The organism is Collinsella sp. AF38-3AC, from assembly GCF_003474365.1.
Classification (GTDB): Bacteria; Actinomycetota; Coriobacteriia; order Coriobacteriales; family Coriobacteriaceae; genus Collinsella.
The window spans coordinates 105,990-128,090 of sequence record NZ_QROM01000006.1; the positions used below are offsets into that span (position 1 = coordinate 105,990).

Here is a 22,101-nt window from a genome sequence, read left to right on the forward strand (position 1 = left end):
TTGCCGCTAATTGTGTTCGATATTGTTCAGATTGGTTTAAAAACCGTTCACGGGCGAAAAGCGACCGTTCATAGCTCGAAATCACGTTTTGCGCTGTTCTTTTTTGTTTGAATGTTATTGTTTCTGTCATACACAACGCAGCGCGTATGCCCGGACGCGATGCTCTCCATTGGTTCATATGTGAAAGGAACGCAATATGGCAACCAAAGAAGAAATCTCGATGGTTGGATTCGAGATTGTCGCATACGCAGGTGACGCCCAGACCGATCTGCTTGCAGCGCTCGATGCTGCTCGCGAGGGTGACTTTGAGAAGGCCGAACAGCTGCACAAGGATGCCAGCGATGCACTTATCGGCGCCCACGACACGCAGACCAAGCTGCTTTCGCAGGAGGCCGGCGGTGGCGAGATGGAGATGACCTTCATCATGGCTCACGCTCAGGACACTCTCATGACCACTATGATCCTGGAGAAGCAGGCCCGCTTTACCATCGATGCCTACAAGCGCATCGCCGAGCTCGAGGCCAAGCTCGCCTAACGAGCCCTCACAACCAAGTCCCCTTCCAAAAGCTCTGCCGCTACCCGCGGCAGGGCTTTTTTGTCCTCCTCCAAGTTGCGGTGAAATGGGGACTGAATAGGGGCCGGCGGGCGCAAAACAATCCCTATTCCACCGCAACTCATCCCGAGACAGTCATTGGGGACGTTCTTAAACGACTAGTCGTTGGGGGGCAGTCTTGGTGCGCTCCGTTCGTCCTCCCGTTCGATTTTTGCTCGGTGGGTATACTTCCTTTCGCATTAAACGCCGGACTGAGGAGGTATCCAAATGCCGGATAACGGGTCAATACAAAAAAGAGACGCGCACGAGGTAGCTCATGGGCGTTCTGTCCAGATAACCGAGCACACGACAGTAACCGAGCTGCAGCCCAGCCTGTCCGATGTCGTGTGCGCAAACAAAAAGCTGCAGATTGGCTTTATCGTTGCGCTCGTGGTACTGGCGCTGCTGTCGGGCTTTGTAGCTCGTCCGCATTTCGCCGATACCAAAACTTGGGACTCCACCATCGAGGTTATCGATCAAAAGAAGGGCAACGTTTTGGCGCTCACGACCTCGTGCGTGGCGCTGTCTGCGGGCATCACGGCGCTGCCGGGCGATACGGGAACGCCGGTCGCCGAGCAGCTCGCCCAGCTTTCGGGCAACTTGGGCATTGTGCTTGCCGTGCTCTACCTCGAGAAATATCTGCTGACCATCTTGTGGTCGGTGGGCCTGGGCATCCTGATCCCGTTTGCTCTGGTGCTCTTTGCGGTCTCGCTTGGCATTCACGGACGCTGGAGCACGAGTGCCGTCCTGCGCCGCGTGGCGACCCGCGTGCTGGTAGTCGCCATGATCGGCATGGCGTTGGTGCCTGCAAGCGTGTGGGTATCGCAAAAGGTCGACGAAACGTATCGAGTGAGCATCGAGGCGACCGAGCAAAAGGCGGCCGACGCTGCGAGTGCGGCAGATAGCGACAGCTCCAAAGCAAGCAAGAAAAAGACCGAGTCTACAGAGTCCAAGAATGTGCTTGAGCAGCTTGCCGACGGCGCCTCGGGTCTCGTCACATCGGTGACCAGTGGAGCCAAGCAGATGACCGATGGGATTGTGCAGCAGGTGACTGATCTGATCGAAGGCGTTATCGTGATGATCGTGACCTCGTGTGTTATTCCGTTGCTGGTGCTCGCGGCGTTTCTGTGGTTGGGGCACACACTGCTGGGGATCGATATTTCCGGTCCGGCGAACTACTTAACGGGGCGCTTTCTGAGCGCTCCGTCCAAGCATGCCAAGAAGGGCGGGCAGTCCGTGTAGCTAAAACAGCTGTATATACCGGGGCATACTGCCGAAGGGCGGCCGAGACACGTTCTCGGCCGCCCTTTTGTTTGTTGAACACATGGTCGCTGCGTCCGCGCCAGACCCAAACGGTCAGCAATCACCCGTGAATGGTATTTGTTCAAAAAAGAACAAAGACAAACAAATAGTTGTTGCAGTTAATGTTCGAATGTGTTCAAATAAACATGAACAGTGAAGAACCGCACATTCAGATGCCCGGACCTGAACGCGATTCAACACTTCCAAACAGAAACTACGCACCTGCGTATCTCTCAAGGAGGATGTCATGAGGGTTGTAATCGCTTCCGATGCCGACGGTATGTCGATGAAGGAGTCCATCAAGGAGATGCTCATCGCCGACGGTCACGAAGTCGTTGACTATTCCGAGACCCCTGCCGCGGACTTTGTCGATTCCGCGACCGCCGTTGCCAAGGACCTGCTGGAGCACAAGGATTCCCAGGGCTTCGCATTCGATAAGTACGGCGTCGGCTCCTATATGGCTGCCGTCAAGATCAAGGGCATGGTCGTCGCCAACATTTCCGACGAGCGTTCCGCTTACATGACCCGCGAGCACAACGGCTCGCGCATGGTCACCATGGGCCCGGGCGTCGTGGGCACCGAGGTCGCCAAGAAGATCGCCCGCGAGTTCCTGCGCGCCCAGTACGCCGGCGGCCGTCACCAGATCCGTGTCGACATGCTCAACAAGATGGCCTAACGAGAGCCACCGAGAACTCGAACTTCTATCTCAACTTGTGAATTCAGACGAAAGGACGTTCTGATGAAGAAGACCATCGCAATCGGTTGCGACCATATCGTTACGGACGAGAAGATCTATCTGGCCGACCGCCTGGAGCAGGCTGGCTACAAGGTGCTCGACTGCGGCACCTACAGCCACACCCGTACGCATTACCCCATCTACGGCAAGGCCGTGGGCGAGGCTGTTGCCAGCGGCAAGGCCGACTTCGGCGTGGCACTGTGCGGCACTGGCATCGGTATCACCAACGCTGTCAACAAGGTTCCCGGCGCCCGCTGCGCCCTGGTTCGCGACATGACCTCTGCCCTGTATGCCCGTCGCGAGCTCAACGCCAACATCGTGGGCTTTGGCGGCAAGATCACCGGCGAGTTCCTGATGGCCGATATCATGCTTGCTTTCCTGGAGGAGCCCTACGACAAGACTCCCGAGCACGATGCCCTGATTGCCAAGATCGACGCCTGCAACAAGGCCGACGCCGAGGCTCAGGCCGACCCGCACTTCTTTGACGAGTTCCTCGAGAAGTGGGACCGCGGCGAATACCATGACTAGCGGGTATCCGGCGTAATTTACTAGTCCGTTGACGGCTCGCGTTTCTGTGATGAGGCGCGGGCCGGTTTTCTATCAGCCCTATTGACTTGGCGGGCTGTCGTAAGAAAGGGAAGGCTCCTATGGAGTTTGTTCTTGATAACGGCTTGATTCGTGTGGCGTTGAGCACGGCGGGTGGGTCGTTCACTTCTATTGCGGCCAACGGCCGTGAGTACCTGTGGCAGGGTGACCCGGCGGTCTGGTCGGGCCAGGCACCCATTTGCTTCCCGATCTGCGGCGGCCTTCGTGACGGTCGCGCGATGACCATGGGCGGCCGCGAGGTAAACCTCGACCGCCACGGCTTTGCGCGCAAACAGGAGTGGAAGCTCGAGGAGCAGAGCGACAACATGGCTGCGCTGAGCCTAAGCTCTGCCGACCATGCCGAGTTGCTCGAGCAGTACCCGTATCCGTTCAAGATCGTTGCTCGTTACACGATCGATTCGGAAAAGGTGGCCGTGTCGTACGAGGTGACCAATGAGGGCACCGAGGACATGCCGTTCTTTGTGGGCGGTCACCCCGGCTTTAAGTGCCCGCTCGACGAGGGCGAGTCCTACGACGATTACGAGCTCCGTTTTGAGCAGCGTGAGGCCGCCGAGCTCTGTACTGCCGTTCCCTCGACGGGCCTGATTGATGTTGAGCATCGCAGCAAGAACCCCATGATCGGCCAGAACCTGCCGCTTACCCACGAACTCTTCGACTTCGCGGAGACCATCTTCGACGTGCTCGAGAGCCGCGTGGTTACGCTGACCAAGAAAACCGAGGACAAGGGCGTGCGCCTGACGTTCCCCGATATGCCGTACCTGATTGTGTGGAGCAAGCCCGAGGGCGACTTTGTGGCAGTTGAACCGTGGGGCGGCCTGTCCACCTGCTCCGACGAGGACGATATTCTGGAGCACAAGCGTGGCTGCTTGGTGGCCAAGCCGGGAGAGACCGTCACCCGCGGCTTTGAGATTGAGATCCTTTAACGAGCTATCGTATGTTTGGGGTGGGTCATGCCGCCCCGGAACAGGAGTTCAATATGATTCTGACCGTTACCATGAACCCGTCGATTGATACGCGCTATCAGCTCGACAAGCTGATCATCGACGATGTTAACCGCGTGACGCCCGAAAAGACCGCTGGCGGCAAGGGCCTCAACGTGAGCCGTGTGCTGCTGCAGTTGGGCGACGATGTGCTCGCGACCGGTCTGCTTGGCGGCCACATGGGTGCCTATATGGCCGAGCTCATGGATGCCGACGGCGTCAAGAACGACTTTGTGCCCATCGCCGGTGAGACGCGCATTTGCCTGAATATTCTGCACGAGGGTAATCAGACCGAGCTGCTGGAGAGCGGCCCGCAGATCGCTCCGGCCGAGCTCGAGGCCTTTACGGCCAAGTTCGCCGAGCTCGCTGCGAAGGCTGACGTCGTGACGCTTTCGGGCTCGCTGCCGCGTGGCGTCGATGCCGGCTACTATGCCGAGCTCGTCAAGATCGCCGAGGAGGCGGGCGCCAAGGTGCTGCTCGATACCTCGGGTGCATCGCTGGAGGCCGCGCTGGAGTCCGACGCTAAGCCCGAGCTTGTGAAGCCCAATCTGACCGAGATCAACGGTCTGCTGAGCACGTCCTTCACGACCGATGATGTCGATGCTCTGCGCGAGGCGCTTGCCGCCGATGACCGTTTTGCCGGTATCCCCTGGGTTGTCGTTTCGATGGGCGCTGCCGGTTCGGTGGGCTTCCATGAGGGCCGCGCGTTCCGCGCCAAGACGCCCGCGATTGCGGCTGTGAACGCGACGGGTTCCGGCGACTCGACCATCGCCGGCTTTGCGCATGCCATTGCTGCTGGTGCCGACGACGTCACGGTGCTCAAGACTGCCAATACCTGCGGCAAGCTCAACGCCATGGACCCCAAGACCGGCCACCTGGTCATGGACCGCTGGGACGAGGTCTACAACAGCGTTGAGGTCGTAGAGTTGTAGCGGTTGCGACTCCTAATAGAATGAGCGTGGATAATCTCCTGCTTTTGGTGCCCATACGAGCTCAAAGTGGGAGATTTTCCACGCTCGAGTCATTAGTCGTTGGGGACGTTCTTGTTTGACTAGTCGTTTAAGAGCGTCCCCAATGACTACACGCAAAAATGGCGCCCGCCGGCGATGTTGCCGGCGGGCGCCGTTGTCTTGAAGACGAAATGATCCGTTTTCCTTCGTCCGAAAGGGATCATTACAGTGAGTCGATAAAGCGCTGCTGGGCGGCGCGGCCGGCTTCATCCCATTTAAATACGCCGGCGTTGTCGAGCACGTGGCCAAACACCACGCCGACCTCCTCGTGCAGGATATCGATGGCGTTGTCCGCCGTAAGCTCGTCGGCGCGGCGGGCATAGACATCCTCGGCCCATGCGGCGTGGCTGCGGCAAAGACTATCGCCCTCGAGCACGCCGGCAAGGTCGTAGCTGGCATCGGCCTTGGCCGCCAGCAGGTGCTCGCGGACAGCACCGAGCTCGGGAACCAGGCGCGGCGGCAAAATGGCCAGGCCCATGACCTCGATCAGGCCGATGTTCTCCTTCTTAATGTGGTGATACTCGGCATGCGGGTGGAACACGCCCAACGGATGCTCGTCGGTCGTGATGTTGCAGCGAAGCGCCAGGTAGGCCTCGTAGATTTTGCCGCCGGCATTGCCGCGGGAGTCGACGCGGCGGATGACGGGTGTCACGGTGTTGTGCGCCATGCCATCGGCTGTGTGCGCGATGACGCCCACAGACTCATCGGTCCACTCGCGCCAGGCGAGGATAATCTTCTCGGCAGCGTCGAGCAGCTGAGCGCGGTCATGCGAGCGCAGGCGAAGCACCGAAAGCGGCCACTGCAGCACAGCACCCGTAACGCTGTCAAAGCCGGGCACGCTAAACTGCAAGACCTCGGCGGCATGCATCATGGGGAACTCGTGCGCGCCGCCCTGGAAGTGGTCGTGCGACAGAATCGAGCCGCCCACGATGGGCAGGTCGGCGTTGGAGCCAATAAAGTAGTGCGGGAACAGGTCCACAAAGTCGAGCAGGCACGTCAGGCCCTTGCGGTCAACGTGCATCGGGCGATGCTCGGAGCTCATGGCAATGCAGTGCTCGTTAAAGTACGCGTACGGGCTGTACTGGAAGCCCCAGCGATCGCCATTGAGCGAGATGGGGATAATGCGCAGGTTCTGGCGTGCAGGATGAGCGCCGCCGTCGGCTGCGGCGGAGCGTCCGGGGTAGCCCTCGTTTTCGATGCAGAGCTGGCAGGCGGGATACTTTTCGCCCGTGTTCTTGGCGGCACCTGCCGCGGCGATATCGCGCGGGTCCTTCTCAGGCTTGGACAGGTTGATGGTTATCTCGAGATCGCCCCAGTTGGTGGGGGTGCTCCATTTGATGTTGCGCGCGATGGCGGCACGGCGCACGTAGCCGGCGTCGCAGCACAGGCCGTAGAACCAGTCGGTCGCGGCGCGGGGCTCGTTGACGCCCATGCGGCCGTTGAATTCCTCGTTTACAACCGAAGGCCTCGGCATCAGCGCGCCCATGATGCGCATGGCGATGCGGTCGCGCCCCGATGCCGTGTCCTCGGCAGCACCGTTGGCAACGGCGGCCTCGGCAAGCGCGGCGAGCGTGCCCTCCAGGTCAAAGTCGGGCAGGGTATCGGGGTGCAAGAGCGAAATCTTCTCGGTCTTGAGCGCCCAAGCCATGTCGAGTGCGGGGCCCGTGGCGCCGATGCACTCCAAAATGGTGTTGTATGCCCAGATGCGATCGTCCTGGCCGATCATCGACCGGTGGATAGCGTACTCGATCAGGTTCTGCGCGGCCTCGCGCACGTCGGTCATTACAGCCATGCCGCGTAAGCCCCCTTGTCAGAAATTGCGTAGTGGCGGGCAGAGCCCTCGCCCAGCCAGCCGTTCATCTTGGCAATGAAGGTGTCGACCAGGTCGAGCGGCACGAAGGCCTGGATGGTGCCACCAAAGCCGCCACCGTGAATGCGAACGGCGCCGCGGCCGTCGAGCACGTGCTCGGCCAGCGCCAGGGCATACATGGAAGGCTGCTCAGACCCCAGCTTGGCAACGACATTCTGCAGGTACATGGCAGAGCTGGCGCCGGACTCGCGCGTCAGGACCAGGAACTGGTCGATGTCGCCGGCGTTAAGGGCCGCCCAACGCTTATCGACCAGGCCGTTTTCGTACCAGTAGTGAACGGCGCGCAGGCAGGCACGGTCGCCCAGCTTGGCGCGCAGCTCGGGGAGCTTGGCGTCAAAATCGGCAACGTTTACCTCGCACAGGCGTGCCTTGCCAAACTCGGCGGCGACGTCTTGCATCTCGCGCGGAACGGCGGCGTAGTCGTCGGTGGCGGCCACGTGGTCGGCGCCGACCTTAACGAGCACGAGCGCATAGCCGTGATCTTCAAAGTTGAGTTCGAGCTTCTGGGTCTTAGGCTGAGCCTGATCCTCAAAATCCATGTAGGCAAGGCCGCCCAAGCACACGGCGGCCTGGTCCATAAGGCCGCAGGGCTTACCGTAGTAATTGTTCTCGGTGCGCTGGCTCATCTGGGCGAGCGCGACGGGCTCGATGGCGGGCGCTCCCCAGAGCGTCTCCATGGCACGACCGTATGCCGCCTCGACAGCAGCGGAGCTCGAAAGACCGCCGCCCGAGGGGACGGAGCAGGTGAAGGCGAGGTCGAAGCCCTGGGGCTCAACGCCCAGAGCAGCGATTTCGTGGGCCATGCCGCGGACGAGGCTCGCGGACGTGCCCTTCTCGGACTCCTGAACGTCTAGCGTGTCGAGCGCGATCTCAAACGTGGGATAGCCCTCGTCGGCAACGCGGACCTTGTTGGAATCGGTTGCCACGGCGATGCCGTCGACGGCGACATCGAGCGAGCCGGCGATAACGTGGCCGCCCTCGTGGTCGGTGTGGTTGCCGCTGATCTCGGAGCGGCCGGGCGCGTGCACATAGAGCACCTGGCGATCGCCGATGGGGCCAAACTCATCCTCGAACAGCTTGGTGAGCGTGGCGAGTGTCTTTTCGTCGGGAGCGGTCATGAGGGTCCTTTCCTTGGCGCATACTGACGAGCTTTGCGTCGTAGTGAGTACGTTAATAATCTGAAGCGGCGTAAACTCAGCATCTACGATGCCGCACGTTACGGGCTATGTTAACGTACTCATAACACAACGCTTATCACTTTTTGAGAATCTGGTAATCGGTAGAAATTCAGCCGTGAACGGTATTGCCGTATGGACTTATAGAGCAGAAGAGTTGCGGATTGAAAAAGTAGAGTACGTTAGCATGCGTCCGACGATAGCGGGCTTCGGCGCGGGGTGTGTTTCTGCCCGGGCCGGCATTCACGCTATTCAGATCTCGCAAGGGTGAAGGTGATCCTGTGGCAAGGCGCCCGTCCAACGATACAGGTACGCGTCCGGTCTCCATGGCCGACGTCGCCCGCGCTGCTGGCGTTTCGCAGCAGACGGTTTCGCGCGTCGCCAACGGCTTGCCCAACGTTAACGAACAGACGCGCCAGCGCGTGCAGGCCGCCATGCAAGAGCTCGGCTTTCGTCCGAGTTATGCCGGTCGCTCGCTGCGCGACGGCCGCTACCATTCGGTCGGTCTGTGCGTCAACGATGTCACCAAGTTCGGTAACCTGACGATGATCGACGGCATTGCCAGTGCGGCCCGTGAGCGCGGCTGCGCCATCACGCTGGTCGAGATGTCCAAGACCGAGGAGTTTTCGCTTGCCGAGGCCACGCGTCGTATGGCTGCATTGCCGGTGGACGGCATCATCATCGGCATGAGTCGCATGGCGCCCGATTTTGAGTCGTTTGATCCACTGCCGGGCATTGGCACGGTTATCGTCACCATGTATGCGCATCCGCGCGTGACCACGGTCGATTCCGATCATTACGGCTGCTCGCTGCTGCTCATGGATCACCTGTTTGAGCTGGGGCACGAGCAGATTCGCTATATTGGTGGCCCGTCGTTCTCAGTCGACGAACAGTTTCGTCGCGCCGGCTGGCAGGATGCACTCGAGCGTAAACACATCGAGCCGGTAGAGCCGCTCGAGGGTGACTGGTCTGCCAACAGCGGTTACGAGGCCGGCAGGTACCTGGCCGAGCACGACCGCACCATGACGGCGATTTACGCGGCAAACGACCAGATGGCAAACGGCACCATCGCCGCGCTGCGCGATAGCGGCTTGCGCGTGCCCGAGGACGTGAGCGTGGTGGGCGTCGATGACTCACTCGACGACTTTGTCGCGCATAACGAGCTCACGACCGTTCGATTCGACTTGCATCAGCGCGGACGAGAGGTGTTTGAGCATGCGGTTCCCGAGGCGGGTGCGGCGGGCAAAACCGTTGCCATTCGTATTCCCGGCCAGCTTATCGTTCGACATAGTACGGCGGCACCGCGCGCATAGTTTCCGCAGGTCAACGGTGATATGTTGAACATCAATAACAATCGATAAGGATGCCGGCAGATGGCTGTTGGGATGCAGCCGAGTGCTATGATAGACGGGTTCTTTTGTCTATCTAGGAGGTTTTGCCTGATGGAGATCACCAAGGATATCCGCTACATCGGCGTCGACGACCACGACATCGACCTGTTCGAGGGCCAGTACGACGTGTCCGAGAACGGTATGGCATACAACAGCTACGTTATCTTGGGCGAAAAGATCGCTGTCGCCGATTCGGTCGACGCTGGCTTTGTCGACGAGTGGCTCGGCAACCTCGAGGCCGAGCTCGATGGCCGTACGCCCGACTACCTGGTCGTCCATCATATGGAGCCCGATCACTCCGCCGGCATTGCCGCCTTTATGGAGCGCTATCCCCAGGCCCAGATCGTGGCAAGCATGGGCGCCTTCCGCATGATGGTCAACTTCTTTGGCACCGATTTCCCCGAGCGCAAGATGGTCGTCAAAGAGGGCGATGTGCTCGACCTGGGCGGCCACAGCCTAACGTTTGTTGGCGCCCCCAACGTTCACTGGCCCGAGGTGCTCTTCTCCTACGAGGCCACCGACAAGGTGCTCTTTAGTGCCGACGGCTTTGGCAAGTTTGGCGCCAACGACATCGAGGATCCTGAGGGCTGGGCCTGCGAGGCGCGCCGTTACTACTTTGGCATCGTGGGAAAGTTCGGCAAGTTTGTGCAGGCCGTGCTCAAGAAGGCTGCCGATCTGGACATTCAGATTATCTGCCCGCTTCACGGCCCCGTGCTGACCGAGAACCTGGGTTATTACCTCGACACCTACAACACCTGGTCGAGCTATAAGCCCGAGGACGACGGCATCACGATTGCCTACGCGAGCGTGTACGGCCATCTGAAGGCCGCCGTTGAGGAACTCGCATCCGCGCTTGAGGCTCGCGGCCAGAAGGTTTCCGTCTTTGATCTGGCTCGCGACGACATGGCCGAGGCCGTTGAGGATGCGTTCCGCTATGACCGTCTGGTACTCGCTTCCATCACCTATCAGGGCGAGATCTTCCCGTTTATGAGCACCTTCATCCACACGCTCGCCGAGCATGCCTACCAGAACCGCACGGTGGCGCTTGTCGAGGCCGGCTCTTGGGCGCCCGCTGCTGCCAAGGTTATGACCAAGGAGCTCGAGGGCATGAAGGACATCGCCCTGACGCAGAACAAGGTGACCGTCCTAGGCTCGCTCAACGACGCCTCGCGCGCCCAGATCGAAGCCCTCGCCGACGAGCTTTCCAAATAGCGATACGTTCGCTTTTAACGCGCAAACCACCACAAAGGGGACAGGCACCTTTGTGGTGGTTTTTGTTTATGCGCCGGTGATGATGAGGTCCGGGCGCTCGTCGTTGGCGATTTCGGCGATTGAGGTGGCGACGGCACGGTCGGGATCGCAATCCATCACGACGGTGTCGACATCGGTCAGTTCGGCAAAGCGATACATGCCGCGTCCGTTGACCTTGCTGGCGTCCATGAGGACGGCGCTTTGACGGGCTGCGGCGATCATGGCCGTTTTGGTCTCGGCCATCTGAGGAAAGTCAGTCGTAAAGCCGCAGCGGGGGACAAAGGCGCCGGGGCATATGACGGCAAGGTCTGCGTGAACCGTTTGAAGTGCCTGCATGGTGAGCGGGCCATATAGATAGCGATGGCCTTTGCGCAGTGCCCCTCCCAGCATGACGACATCGACCGAGGGCATGCTTTCGTCGATGTAATCGGCAATGGTGATGTCGGCCGTGATGACGGTGATGCCGTCGCGCTGATCGAGGAGCCGGACAAACTCGAGTGCCGTGGTGCCCGAGTCGACGAGCAGGGTGTCACCGCTGCCGACGAGTTCGATGGCACTTTGTGCGATGGCATGCTTGGCGGCGACATTTACGTTGATGCGGCGATCTTGCGTGGAGACAGTTAGGCGTTTGTGGAGCGACACGGCGCCGCCATGCGTGCGACGCAGCTTGCCGGATTCGGCGAGCGCGTCCAGGTCGGCGCGGGCGGTGACGGAGGATACGCCAAAGGTTTGGGCGATGTCTGCCACCTGAACGGAGGCGTTATGCTCGAGCATTTCCATGATGGCGGCGCGGCGCTCATCGGCGAAAGCCCGGGTTGTTGCGTGGGCCATAGCTGCTCCATCCTCAACCTAAATTTGCAGGAATTATGTTGAACCCATTTTCGTTCATTTTCTTTTTAAGTAAGAAAACGCCTTTCTATTACTTATCTTTTCTATAAAAGAAAGACGATTCGCGTGAAAACTTCAGTGTCGGATAGAGAAATTTGGTCCGAATCCCTTCCGTTTGCTTTTCAAAAACGGGTGTCCTGACCTGTGTGCCGGTGATATCTCATACATGTAACACGAACGATTTCCATACAATGGGGGCAGCAAAACGCATGGTAAAACGCCTTGCGGACACGTACGCCCGATGTCCAGATGCGGGCGAGGGAGAGGAGCAAACGCTCATGGCACTTGTTACCACCGAAAAGATGCTCAAGGACGCTCAGGCCGGCCACTACGCCGTCGGCGCGTTCAACGTCGAGAACCTTGAGTTTGTTATGGCCGTTCTGGCCGCTGCCGAGGAGACCAAGTCCCCCGTCATCATGCAGACCACCCCGGGCACCATCAAGACCGCTGGTCTGGACTACTTCTACGGCATGGTCAAGGCTGCCGCCGAGCGCGCTTCCGTGCCCGTCGCTCTGCACCTCGATCACGGCGATGGCTATGACCGCTGCATGCAGGCTTTCCGCACCGGCTACACCTCTGTCATGATTGACGGCTCGCACGAGTCCTTCGAGGACAACATCGCCCTGACCAAGTCGGTTGCCGACGCTGGCCGCGCCATGGGCGTGCCCGTCGAGGCCGAGCTCGGCAAGGTTGGCGGCAAGGAGGACGACGGTCCCGCGGTTGAGGGCGAGAGCCCCTACACCGATCCGGCCGAGGCCAAGGAGTTCGTCGAGCGCACTGGCTGCACCTCCCTCGCTATTGGTGTTGGCACCAGTCACGGCGTGTACACGAGCGATCCGCACATCGAGCAGTCCGTGGTCAAGGCCATCCGCGACGCCGTCGACGTGCCGCTGGTTCTGCATGGCACCTCCGGTGTGCCCGATGAGCAGGTTGCCGAGGCTGTGAAGAACGGCATCTGCAAGGTTAACTACGCTACCGAGCTGCGTCAGGCCTACACCAAGGGCTTCATGGCCTACATGGCCGAGAACCCCGCCTGCTTCGATCCTAAGAAGCCGGCCAAGGAGGGCATGCGTGAGATCACCGAGCTGGTTAAGATTCGCATGACCAACCTCAACTCTGTGGGCAAGGCGGAGTAACAGCAAGGGTACTCCGACTCGCTACTTATCTCGGGGAGGGACGAGGGCTTAGTTCCCCAATCGTCCTCGGGCATGCAAAAAGCCTCGCTGCGCACTTCGTGCGGCGAGGCTTTTTGCCCCCTGCGGAAAGATTGGGGAACTAAGCCCTCGTCCCTCCCAGGTTGACCTACTCGAGGTCGTCGCCCTTGTGGCGTTGGGCGGAAAATTGGAGCGTTAGCGCTACTTTGTTGATGGGGGCTAGTATGCCCGGGCTTGGTTGGGGAAGGTTTTGTCTAGGGATGCTTGGAGCTTTTCGAACGATGCTTGCAAGTTGAGATTCTGATTGGTTGAGCGTTTGGCTTTTGTGGTGGGGGAGTCGAGGAGGCCGTTTCTCTGTGTCGGGGGGAAGGAGAAAAGGTCTGCATGGTTTAGGGATGGCTGCTGCGTTGCGTCATTGGAAGAATGCATGCTTTTGCGGCCTCCTCGATATCCACCAAAAGAATGCGCTCGGGGTTTGCTGCTAGGCCCCGTGCGCTGGCTACATTATGCCGCGAGCGCTGATAAGGAAGCGCTAAAGAAAGGCTTAACCTGGTTTGATGTTACGATGAAACTGCAGGTCAGAGGTATCGAGTAACACTCTTGAAAGGTTTTGAGCTTAAGGGCTTTCCGAGGTTTGTGACGTGGATGTGGCTCGCCTGTGCGGGGTTTGTGGACGGCTCGTTCCTAGCGCTGAGGTGCGGCGGCGCGCACCTGCTCGATGACCTTTTCCATCGTGGCGTCGATGCGGTCTTTTTTGAGTTCGCATTCCCAGATGGTTATGGGCATCCAGCCCATTTGGGTGAGCGCTGCCACGGCAGCGCGGTCGCGCTCGACGTTGCGACGGAACTTTGCCTCCCAAAACTCAACGTTGCGCTTGGGCTGGCTCGGATTGCACTTGGGGCAGCGGTGCCAAAAGCAGCCGTTGACGAAGATGGCGATCTTGCGGCCGGGGAAGGCGATGTCGGGCTTGCCGGGAACCTTCCATTCCAGGCGATAGCCCGTGAGGCCTGCTGCCCGCAGGCGCTGACGTACGAGCAGCTCGGGCTTGGTGTTGGCGCGTTTGTTGCCTTTCATGGACTTTTTAATAGCGGCACGACGGCGTACGAGCTCACGCTCGTCGGCAGAAAGGTCCGAGGTGTCGATGCCGTCCAGCAGGCCGGGCTTGGGGCGCTTTTTGCTGCGGCGCTTAGGTTTGCGCTTGAGTTTGGTAGCAGGCTCGTCGGCCGCGGTGGCATCGCCGTCGTTAGCGGTGCCGTTAGCCTCAAGCCGGTCTTCCTTCAGCTCAATCAGCGCATCGATGAGTCCCTTGTCGGCGGGCATCCACTCAACAGTGGCAAGAGATGTGCGCGGAATCCAGCGGATATCGAGCTGACGGTCGTGTTTTTGGGGCTCGCCGGACGCTTTGGCCAGCGAGCAGTAGTAACACTCCATCGAGAGATGAAAATCGGGGTAGTCATACTCAACGGTGTAGAAGTCACGCAGGTTGGTGACTTTGACCTGCAGCTCTTCCATAAGCTCGCGGCGCACGGCGTCTTCAGGTGTCTCGCCGCGCATGAGCTTACCACCCGGGAACTCCCAAAGTCCCTGCATGTCGCCGTAGCCGCGCTGCACGGCCAGCAGCTCGTCGGATCCTTCCTTGCGAATGATCCCAGCGGCAACATGAACAGTCTTCAACAGGAGTCCTCTCTCAACATCAACACATGGCAAGGTAGTCTTTTTGGGACGGGGCTTTTTTAGCTGCCCTATGTCAAATGCGCCCTCATGCCTCAAAAGCTTCGGATGGGGCAGCTAAAAAGCCCCGTCCCAAAAAGACTACCCTTACCTTACGCAACGGTAAGGCAAGCGTAAGCCATATCGATGGTAGCCGACTCGGCTTCTTGCGACTATAGATGCCGTAGACTAATCGCAAGAAAGGACTCGGTATGCAAACCACGCAAACGGCGACCCCGGTACTGGAGGTCGCGCATCTCGAAAAGGTATATGGAGCGCTGGGCAACGTGACCCGCGCGCTCAACGACGTCAGCTTTACCGTCAACCGTGGCGAATTCGTCGGCATCATGGGCGCCTCGGGCTCGGGCAAGTCGACGCTGCTCAACTGCGTGTCGACCATCGATAGCGCCACGAGTGGCACCATCCGCATCAACGGCCAGGACGTGACGCGCATGAAGCAGGCCAAGCTTTCGCAGTTCCGCCGCGAGGAGCTTGGCTTTATCTTCCAGGACTCCAACCTGCTCGATACGCTCACGGCGCGCGAGAACATCGCCCTGCCGCTCACCATCGCCCGTATGAACTCGGCGGAGATCTCGACCCGCGTGCAGGATGTGGCTGCGCGCCTGTCCATTAGCCAAGTGCTCGACAAGTACCCCTACCAGATGTCCGGCGGCCAGCAGCAGCGCGTTGCCGCCTGCCGCGCGCTCGTCACCGACCCCACGATGATCATGGCCGACGAGCCCACCGGCGCCCTCGACTCCAAGAGCGCCCGTCTGCTGCTCGAGAGCCTGGAGGCGCTCAACCGCCGCCTGCGCGCCACGGTGCTCATGGTTACGCACGATAGCTTTGCCGCCAGCTACACGAGCCGTGTGCTGTTTATTCGCGACGGCAAGATCTTCACCGAGCTGCGCCGCGGCGACACCGACCGCCGCGAGTTCTTCGACCGCATTATGGAGGTCGTTGCCATGATGGGCGGTGAGGGCTCCGATGCTCTGTAAACTCGCTTGGGGCAACGTCCGCCGCGCCGGCCGCGACTACCTCGTCTACCTTTTGACGCTCACCCTGGGCGTCACGGTCTTCTATGCCTTTAACACCATCTCGATGCAGGTCGACATCGCCGGAATTGATGAAGAGGGTTTGGCGCAGGTTATGGGCAGTATGCTCGGCGACCTGACGTACTTTTTGGCCGGTGTCATGGCCTTTTTGATGGTGTACGCCAATAACTTCATCATGAAACGCCGCAAAAAGGAGTTTGGCCTGTACCAGGTGCTCGGCATGGGGCGCGGGCGCGTCGCCACGATCATGGCGCTCGAGACGGTGATTGTCTCGGTGGTGGCCTTTGTCGCCGGTATTGTGCTGGGCGTGGGGCTCTCCCAGCTCATGACGTTCTTTACGGCCTCGCTCTTTAAGACGCAGATCGCCAATTTCCGCTTCTTTTTCTCGATGCATGCGTTCAATCTGACCCTTGCCTGCATGCTCGTAATGTTTGTGCTCACGCTACTGCTGAACCTCCGCGCCGTGCGTCGTACCAAACTCATCGAGCTTATGGGTGCCGAGCGTCGCAACGAGACCATCAAGACACGCAACCCCTGGATCGCGATTGCCATCTTTGCCGTGGGCGTGGTGCTGGTGGGCGTGGCCTATTACCGTCTGCTACGTGATGGGTTCCCGCTAACCGCGACGGACAGCAAGCTGCAAGAGGCCATGAACCAGTTTGGTATTACGACCGCTATGGTTACCGTGGGCACCTTTGCCCTGTTCTGGGGACTCTCGGGCATGCTCATCAAGCTGCTGCAGAGCCTGCGCGGCGTGTATTGGCGCGGTCTCAACATGTTTACCGTGCGCCAGCTTGCGGCCAAGGTCAACACGGTGTGCTTTTCGATGGGCGTCATCGCGATGATTCTGTTCCTTGCCATTACTTCTGTGACTTGCGGTATGTCGATTGCCAGCGTGATGAACGAGAACCTGGAGCGCTATAATCCGGCCGACATGTCGCAGACGTATGTCTATTACACGCCCGATACGCTCGACTACTACAAAGAGTACGTCAATCCGTCTGAGGCCGATCGCATGGTGCTGGCCGATAGTACGGTCGATTTGTACTCCGCATGGCACGGCGATCCATGGCACGGCGATCGTAAGGACAAGTTGGCGGACAACAACGACGAGACCGGCAAGAAGGTCAATATCGCCGATGTTGCCGGTGAGCATGTGCAGATCGATTCGTATCTGAGTTACCCGCTTGGCGGCTCGAATCCTTCGGTGATCCCAAGTGAGATGTGCAAGACCATGGGCGAAAAGCTCCCCAAGGCGTTCGAGGGCAGCAACGCCGACATGACAGGCCTGTCTGTGACGCCGGCAAGTCAGTACAACAAATTGCGCCAGATGATGGGCGAGGAGCCGGTGAGCATTGGCCGCGACCAGTACTTGCTTACGTGTGATATGGGCGGTGAGCTGGTCGACCTGTACACCAAGTATATGGCTGGCGGCCATGCCCTTACCTTGGGCGGGCATACGCTCAAGCCCGCAACCGATAAGTCGGACGAGGACACGGCGGCCATCGCCAACTCGGCGATGGGCAGTAACGGGGGTACCGTCGTCGTTGCCGACGAGCTGTTGTCCCAACTCAATCTGCAGCCGTATTCCAGTAGCCTGCTCGTTAACTACAAACAGGGGATGGATACGACCGAGGCAGACGAGAGTATTAAATACACTGTGCTCGACAATCTGCTCGTTGACGGCAAAGAGCCGGGATCGTGGGGAATCTTCATCACACGCTCCGAGATGTACGCGCAAGCAGCGCAAATGAACGGTCTTATTAGCTACCTAGCCATCTACATCGGCTTTGTATTGGTCGTTGCATGCGCGGCGATTCTGTCGATCCAGCAACTCTCCAACGTGGCCGACGGCAGCCGCAGCTATCGTGTGCTGGCACAGATCGGCTGCGACGACCGCCAGATTCGCCATTCGGTGATGGCGCAGCAAGCGGTATTCTTCCTGTTCCCGCTGGCAGTGGGCTTGGCGCACTCCTTTGTGGCGCTCAAGGTGATCATCGAGCTGGTGAGCATCTTTGGCAACATGAGCATCGGTGGCACGGTGGGCCTTACCTGTGCGATTTTCCTGGCAGCCTACGGCGGCTACTTCCTGGTGACGTACCTCATGAGCGCCGGCATGGTACAGGCTGCCATCGCCACCCGCTACAGCGAGTAGCTCGTCCAACCCAGAACCACCACAAAGGGGACAGGCACCTTCGTGGTGGTTCTGGCGTCAGGGTGATTCTTTCGTGGCGAAACAATCAAAAACCACCACGAAGGTGCCTGTCCCCTTTGTGGTGGTTTTTTCTGCATAACTTTATCGCTTCCAGAAGTGGAGGATCAACGTCGTGCGGTTTTGCTGCTCGGTTTTGACCAGGATGTTGTGGATGTGGGTCTTGACGGTGCCTACGGCAAGGAATAGCTCGTCAGCAATCTCCTGGTTCGACTTGCCCAGCACAACCAGACGCAAAACCTCGGCCTCGCGGTTGGAGAGCCTGTAGGCGTTGCGGTAGAAGGGCATCTGCTCTTCGATGTGTCGATCAAGATCGCTGACGTTCTTTTCCTCGGGTGCCTCCTGCATGCGAATCGAAAGCACGTGATAGGCATAGATAATCAGCAGGATCGCAAAGTAGCACGCAAAGATATTCTCGCTAAAGTTGCGCTCGGATAGGTACAGCTGCAGCCAGGAGGGTGCCAGGCTCATGGGGACGACCAAGATGTTGTAGAAGTCCTCGGCAACGATGCACCCGACCAGAATGGCGCCGATAATGAGGTGCTTTCGTTGATTGTTAACGCGCGCCTTAAGCTCGACCTGCGTGCTTTTATGCGCCGTCCAAAAGATATAGAGCCCCACAAATACAAGGAATACCTGACGCATCGTGTAGTAGAGCCATTGATGCATGGGGCCGTAGGGGACAGCGACAATGATCAGCAGCTCGCTCAGGAAGAACGTTGCGACGGGAATTACAAACTGCTTTTTTGAATGTTTGTCGAGCAAGTCCATGGCAATGAGCCAAATAAAAGCTTGTGAAGCGGTTGCCACAAGCGTCCGCAACGCAGGCATGGTAATTGAGTAATAGTCGCTGGCTGGAAAACTCTGGTTTTGCAGCGTGTATTCAAAAAAGAAAATCTCGGTCATCTCGATGGCATAGCAGATAAATACGCCGCTGCCATAGATAAAGAACCGTCGGCGAGACGAGGCATAGGCGGCAAGCGAAAGCACTGCCGTCACAATACAGATCACGAGTATCGCTAGGGTATAGAAGAACATCAGAGTGTTCATCTGCCACCGTCCCATCTCATTTATCTATGGCCGAGTCCTGTATATCTTGTGGGATATAGACGTCTCAACCCTTCGTTCCATTGCGGATTAGGCGCCGAGATACAGCATAGCCGTATACCGTTCGCGGTTCTAGATAGTAAACCCCCTGCAAGCTGGCTACCTGCGGGTTTATATTGGTTTAGAGGGGGTGTAACTCCGTGAACGGTCTTTAATCCCGAATAAACTAGGTAAAAATTGCATACGGGTGAATGATGGTCTTGTCAACACGAGGCGTGATGTTCGAGCGTCTCATAGTAATAGTCGGCAAGACCGGCGGAAAGGAAATTGACATGGCACTGCCTAAGGATTTCATCGACACCAATGACTTCACCAAAGAGCAGATCCTGGCTATCGAGGATCTTGGCCTGGCAATGAAGAAGGCCATCAAGGTTGACGGTTATTATCCGCACCTGCTCCGCAACAAGAGCCTTGGCATGATCTTCCAGCAGGTCTCCACCCGCACCCGTCTTTCCTTCGAGACCGCTATGACCGACCTCGGCGGCCATGCTCAGTTCTATGGCCCTGGCACCATCCAGCTCGGCGGTCACGAGTCCCTGGGCGACACCGCTCGCGTTATGGGCTCGCTGCTCGACATCATGATGGCTCGCGTTGACCGTCACAAGGACGTCGTCGGCCTCGCCGAGGGCTCCGCTGTGCCCGTCATCAATGGCATGTCCGAGTTCAACCATCCCACGCAGGAGATGGGCGACCTCATGACCATGCTCGAGAACCTCCCCGAGGGTAAGAAGATCGAGGACTGCACCCTGGCCTTCATCGGTGACGCCACCCAGGTCTGCGTCTCCCTCATGTTCATCGCCTCCAAGGTCGGCATGAAGTTTGTCCAGTTTGGACCTAAGGGCCACCAGGTCCCCGACGGCGGCCTGCACGTTGGCACCGTTGAGGAGCGCGCCGAGTTCGGCAAGCAGATGATGGCCATCGCCGAGGAGAACTGCAAGGTCTCCGGTGGCTCCATCGTCATCTCCGACGACATCGAGTGCATCAAGGGCGCCGACTTCATCTACACCGACGTGTGGTACGGCCTGTACGACGAGGAGGTCTCGGGCGAGAACTACATGGACGTGTTCTATCCCAAGTATCAGGTCACCATGGACATGATGAACTTTGCCGGCCCCAACTCCAGGTTCATGCACTGCCTGCCGGCCACCCGCAACGAGGAGGTCGTCGACGAGGTCATGGACGACCCTGAGCGCTCCCTGTGCTGGGTTGAGGCTGAGAACCGCAAGCACTCCATCCGCGCTCTCCTTGCCGCCCTGGGCAAGCGCACCCCGCTCAACGACGAGGGTGTCGAGTACTCCGCCAAGGCTGAGCTCCACGCCGCTCTCAAGGCTCTCGAGCAGCTTTAAGCCTCAAGGCCGCTAAAAGTACGTTTGCGGGCGGCGGATACTCGTCTCCTGTCGCCCGCTCACCGAGGCTTAAGCAATTGCCTTAGTACCTTGGGCCTCGGATCTGTCCAAGACTGAGCGAAGGAGCTCATCATGAGCGACGGAAAGAAAAAGCTTTCCTTCTTGACGGTCATTTCGACCATCATCTGCGTCGTCTTCGTTTGCGAGGCCGCCGCTCCTGCTGCTGCCATTGGCAACCAGCAGTTCTTCTGGTGGATCTTCCTGATCCTGACCTTCCTGCTCCCTTATGGCATGGTTGTTGCCGAGCTCGGTACCACCTATGACGGCGAGGGCGGCATTTACGACTGGGTACGCGACGGCCTGGGCGACAAATGGGGCGCCCGCATTTCGTACTACTACTGGGTTAACTACCCGCTGTGGATTGCCTCGCTGGCCACTATGTTCCCCGACATTTTGGGCATGGTCTTTGGCGTCGAGTTCAACTTGATCGCCAAGATGGGTATCGATCTTGCCTTTGTGTGGATCGTCTACCTCATGGGCCGCTCCAAGGCGTCCGACTCCGAGTGGGTCCTTAACGGTGGCGCCATCATCAAGGTCGCCGTCGCGGTTATCGTTGGCGCTCTGGGCATTTGGTATGCCATGGAGAACGGTTTTGCGAACGACATGTCCGCTGCCACCTTCCTGCCCGAGCTCACCAACACCAACGCTCTCGGTTACCTGTCGATCATCATCTTTAACTTCATGGGCTTCGAGGTCATCTGCACCATGACCGACGACATGGCCGATCCCGCTCGCGATATCCCCAAGGCTATCATCGTCGGTGGCCTGTCCATCGCTGTGATCTACCTGTTCGCTGGCTTTGGCATCGGCGCTGCTGTGCCGGCCGATTCCATCGACCCCGACTATGGCATGATTGTCGCAGTCCAGACCATGGTGGGCGACTCCATGATCTTTAAGGTCATCTGCATCGCCTTCCTGATCACCCTGTTCGCCAACATGGCCGCTTGGTCCTTCGGCGTTAACTCCGTTGCTCGCTACGCTGCCGAGCACGGCAACATGCCCAAGGTCTTCGCCTCGATGATCTCTGACGACGATATGCCCAACGGCGCCAACCTGGTCAACGCTATCGTTGCCTCCTTGGTGTTGTGCCTGCAGCTGGTTCCCATCGACGCCATCTCCAACGGTGTCTTCTGGATGCTCTTTGGCACCTCCGTCGTCTTCCTGCTGCTCACCTACATCCCGATGTTCCCGGCGTTCCTCAACCTTCGTAAGAACGACCCGAACCGTGAGCGCATCTTCACGTTCCCGTTTAAGGGCGCCATGATGAAGGTTATGCTGGCCATCCCCTGCATCGAGCTGATCCTGGCCATCGTTGCAACGCTGGCTCCGTTCTCCGTCGATGAAATTGGCGACAAGGTCCCGATGATCGTTATCTTCATCGTGCTCGTGCTCATCGGCGAGGTCGTCCGCGTCGTCAGCGCCAAGGGCCGCGAGACCGAGTACAAGGGTCTCACCCCTGAGCTGGCTGCTCAGCGACTCGCTGAGGAGGCCGCCGAGGCCGAAGAGGACTAGAGCACCCGGATTCGGGGCTCCAACCCTCCTCGCGTACCAAAGTACGCTTCGTCGGGCTTGTCGCTCCCGACTCCGGGCACGCTAGCCTCTTCGGGGGCGTGCCCAAAGCGACAAATTTGCTCACTATTTCCTGGGGCGGGTGCG

At 59.0% G+C, this 22,101-nt stretch carries 18 protein-coding genes; 13 read left to right on the forward strand and 5 right to left on the reverse strand.

Translation table 11 applies throughout. The features are described 5' to 3' along the window. The first annotated feature begins 196 nt into the window (after window positions 1-196). The 6 genes from DW029_RS05625 to DW029_RS05650 all read left to right on the forward strand — a co-directional run bounded on the left by DW029_RS05625 (window position 197) and on the right by DW029_RS05650 (window position 5,148). A complete protein-coding gene (locus tag DW029_RS05625) occupies window positions 197-535 on the forward strand; it encodes a PTS lactose/cellobiose transporter subunit IIA (RefSeq protein WP_055252615.1) in 339 nt (112 codons plus the stop codon). 285 nt (window positions 536-820) lie between these two features. Continuing rightward, a complete protein-coding gene (locus DW029_RS05630) occupies window positions 821-1,834 on the forward strand; it encodes a hypothetical protein (RefSeq protein ID WP_118345506.1) in 1,014 nt (337 codons plus the stop codon). A 307-nt stretch (window positions 1,835-2,141) separates the two neighbouring features. After that, window positions 2,142-2,570: a galactose-6-phosphate isomerase subunit LacA gene (gene lacA / locus DW029_RS05635; protein ID WP_006234830.1), complete on the forward strand. Its 429-nt coding sequence runs from the start codon at window positions 2,142-2,144 to the stop codon at window positions 2,568-2,570. 63 nt (window positions 2,571-2,633) lie between these two features. Further along, window positions 2,634-3,158 (forward strand): galactose-6-phosphate isomerase subunit LacB, encoded by a 525-nt coding sequence (lacB, locus tag DW029_RS05640; RefSeq protein WP_117583544.1) that lies wholly within the window; start codon window positions 2,634-2,636, stop codon window positions 3,156-3,158. A 119-nt stretch (window positions 3,159-3,277) separates the two neighbouring features. Beyond that, entirely contained in the window at window positions 3,278-4,159 is an 882-nt protein-coding gene (locus tag DW029_RS05645; RefSeq protein ID WP_118345507.1) for an aldose 1-epimerase family protein, read from the forward strand. 53 nt (window positions 4,160-4,212) lie between these two features. After that, on the forward strand, window positions 4,213-5,148 hold the full coding sequence (locus DW029_RS05650; RefSeq protein WP_118273032.1) for a hexose kinase: 936 nt from the start codon (window positions 4,213-4,215) through the stop codon (window positions 5,146-5,148). A gap of 241 nt (window positions 5,149-5,389) precedes the next feature. Here the strand turns inward: DW029_RS05650 and DW029_RS05655 are convergent, their stop codons facing one another. Both DW029_RS05655 and DW029_RS05660 read right to left on the reverse strand, forming a co-directional pair. Further along, a complete protein-coding gene (locus DW029_RS05655; RefSeq protein WP_199582553.1) occupies window positions 5,390-7,018 on the reverse strand; it encodes a UDP-glucose--hexose-1-phosphate uridylyltransferase in 1,629 nt (542 codons plus the stop codon). Then, window positions 7,009-8,214 carry a galactokinase family protein gene (locus DW029_RS05660; protein WP_117735475.1) on the reverse strand — a complete coding sequence of 402 codons (1,206 nt, stop codon included), beginning with the start codon at window positions 8,212-8,214 and terminating at the stop codon, window positions 7,009-7,011. The genes DW029_RS05655 and DW029_RS05660 overlap by 10 nt, the downstream gene beginning before the upstream one ends. A 383-nt stretch (window positions 8,215-8,597) precedes the next feature. Between DW029_RS05660 and DW029_RS05665 the strand changes: the two genes are divergently transcribed. Together DW029_RS05665 and DW029_RS05670 are read left to right on the forward strand one after the other, a co-directional pair. Further along, the gene (locus DW029_RS05665; protein ID WP_118345519.1) at window positions 8,598-9,584 is read left to right on the forward strand and encodes a LacI family DNA-binding transcriptional regulator; all 987 of its coding nucleotides are present in this window, start codon (window positions 8,598-8,600) and stop codon (window positions 9,582-9,584) included. A 129-nt stretch (window positions 9,585-9,713) separates the two neighbouring features. Beyond that, window positions 9,714-10,874 (forward strand): FprA family A-type flavoprotein, encoded by a 1,161-nt coding sequence (locus DW029_RS05670; protein WP_118345509.1) that lies wholly within the window; start codon window positions 9,714-9,716, stop codon window positions 10,872-10,874. A 66-nt stretch (window positions 10,875-10,940) separates the two neighbouring features. On the opposite strand, the gene DW029_RS05675 is transcribed toward DW029_RS05670, so the two are convergent. Then, window positions 10,941-11,744, reverse strand: coding sequence for a DeoR/GlpR family DNA-binding transcription regulator (locus DW029_RS05675; protein ID WP_118345510.1), 804 nt, complete (start codon window positions 11,742-11,744; stop codon window positions 10,941-10,943). A 335-nt stretch (window positions 11,745-12,079) separates the two neighbouring features. Between DW029_RS05675 and DW029_RS05680 the strand changes: the two genes are divergently transcribed. Next, window positions 12,080-12,937 carry a class II fructose-bisphosphate aldolase gene (locus tag DW029_RS05680; protein ID WP_022095149.1) on the forward strand — a complete coding sequence of 286 codons (858 nt, stop codon included), beginning with the start codon at window positions 12,080-12,082 and terminating at the stop codon, window positions 12,935-12,937. 702 nt (window positions 12,938-13,639) lie between these two features. On the opposite strand, the gene vsr is transcribed toward DW029_RS05680, so the two are convergent. Beyond that, on the reverse strand, window positions 13,640-14,629 hold the full coding sequence (gene vsr, locus DW029_RS11675; RefSeq protein ID WP_233543812.1) for a DNA mismatch endonuclease Vsr: 990 nt from the start codon (window positions 14,627-14,629) through the stop codon (window positions 13,640-13,642). Window positions 14,630-14,877: 248 nt separating this feature from the next. Between vsr and DW029_RS05695 the strand changes: the two genes are divergently transcribed. Then, window positions 14,878-15,663 carry an ABC transporter ATP-binding protein gene (locus tag DW029_RS05695; RefSeq protein WP_117735470.1) on the forward strand — a complete coding sequence of 262 codons (786 nt, stop codon included), beginning with the start codon at window positions 14,878-14,880 and terminating at the stop codon, window positions 15,661-15,663. Then, complete coding sequence (locus DW029_RS05700; RefSeq protein WP_118345511.1) at window positions 15,653-17,875, forward strand: ABC transporter permease; 2,223 nt, start codon at window positions 15,653-15,655, stop codon at window positions 17,873-17,875. Before DW029_RS05695 ends, DW029_RS05700 begins: the two co-directional genes overlap by 11 nt. A 141-nt stretch (window positions 17,876-18,016) precedes the next feature. On the opposite strand, the gene DW029_RS05705 is transcribed toward DW029_RS05700, so the two are convergent. Continuing rightward, on the reverse strand, window positions 18,017-18,982 hold the full coding sequence (locus DW029_RS05705) for a response regulator transcription factor (protein WP_158567376.1): 966 nt from the start codon (window positions 18,980-18,982) through the stop codon (window positions 18,017-18,019). 329 nt (window positions 18,983-19,311) lie between these two features. Here DW029_RS05705 and ptcA point away from each other — a divergent pair, with 329 nt between their 5' ends. Both ptcA and DW029_RS05715 read left to right on the forward strand, forming a co-directional pair. After that, on the forward strand, window positions 19,312-20,385 hold the full coding sequence (gene ptcA / locus DW029_RS05710; protein ID WP_118345512.1) for a putrescine carbamoyltransferase: 1,074 nt from the start codon (window positions 19,312-19,314) through the stop codon (window positions 20,383-20,385). Between the two features lie 132 nt (window positions 20,386-20,517). Then, window positions 20,518-21,957 carry an APC family permease gene (locus DW029_RS05715; RefSeq protein WP_055252460.1) on the forward strand — a complete coding sequence of 480 codons (1,440 nt, stop codon included), beginning with the start codon at window positions 20,518-20,520 and terminating at the stop codon, window positions 21,955-21,957. Window positions 21,958-22,101 lie beyond the last annotated feature (144 nt).

Bases quoted from the DNA above. Each gene is read 5' to 3' on its own strand.
- DW029_RS05650 (WP_118273032.1), top strand. From the start codon at position 4,213: ATGATTCTGACCGTTACCATGAACCCGTCGATTGATACGCGCTATCAG.
- DW029_RS05670 (WP_118345509.1), top strand. From the start codon at position 9,714: ATGGAGATCACCAAGGATATCCGCTACATCGGCGTCGACGACCACGAC.
- DW029_RS05680 (WP_022095149.1), top strand. From the start codon at position 12,080: ATGGCACTTGTTACCACCGAAAAGATGCTCAAGGACGCTCAGGCCGGC.
- lacB (WP_117583544.1), top strand. From the start codon at position 2,634: ATGAAGAAGACCATCGCAATCGGTTGCGACCATATCGTTACGGACGAG.
- DW029_RS05645 (WP_118345507.1), top strand. From the start codon at position 3,278: ATGGAGTTTGTTCTTGATAACGGCTTGATTCGTGTGGCGTTGAGCACG.
- DW029_RS05625 (WP_055252615.1), top strand. From the start codon at position 197: ATGGCAACCAAAGAAGAAATCTCGATGGTTGGATTCGAGATTGTCGCA.
- ptcA (WP_118345512.1), top strand. From the start codon at position 19,312: ATGGCACTGCCTAAGGATTTCATCGACACCAATGACTTCACCAAAGAG.
- DW029_RS05665 (WP_118345519.1), top strand. From the start codon at position 8,598: ATGGCCGACGTCGCCCGCGCTGCTGGCGTTTCGCAGCAGACGGTTTCG.
- DW029_RS05675 (WP_118345510.1), bottom strand. From the start codon at position 11,744: ATGGCCCACGCAACAACCCGGGCTTTCGCCGATGAGCGCCGCGCCGCC.
- lacA (WP_006234830.1), top strand. From the start codon at position 2,142: ATGAGGGTTGTAATCGCTTCCGATGCCGACGGTATGTCGATGAAGGAG.
- DW029_RS05695 (WP_117735470.1), top strand. From the start codon at position 14,878: ATGCAAACCACGCAAACGGCGACCCCGGTACTGGAGGTCGCGCATCTC.
- DW029_RS05700 (WP_118345511.1), top strand. From the start codon at position 15,653: ATGCTCTGTAAACTCGCTTGGGGCAACGTCCGCCGCGCCGGCCGCGAC.
- DW029_RS05630 (WP_118345506.1), top strand. From the start codon at position 821: ATGCCGGATAACGGGTCAATACAAAAAAGAGACGCGCACGAGGTAGCT.
- DW029_RS05660 (WP_117735475.1), bottom strand. From the start codon at position 8,214: ATGACCGCTCCCGACGAAAAGACACTCGCCACGCTCACCAAGCTGTTC.
- DW029_RS05655 (WP_199582553.1), bottom strand. From the start codon at position 7,018: ATGGCTGTAATGACCGACGTGCGCGAGGCCGCGCAGAACCTGATCGAG.
- DW029_RS05715 (WP_055252460.1), top strand. From the start codon at position 20,518: ATGAGCGACGGAAAGAAAAAGCTTTCCTTCTTGACGGTCATTTCGACC.
- DW029_RS05705 (WP_158567376.1), bottom strand. From the start codon at position 18,982: ATGAACACTCTGATGTTCTTCTATACCCTAGCGATACTCGTGATCTGT.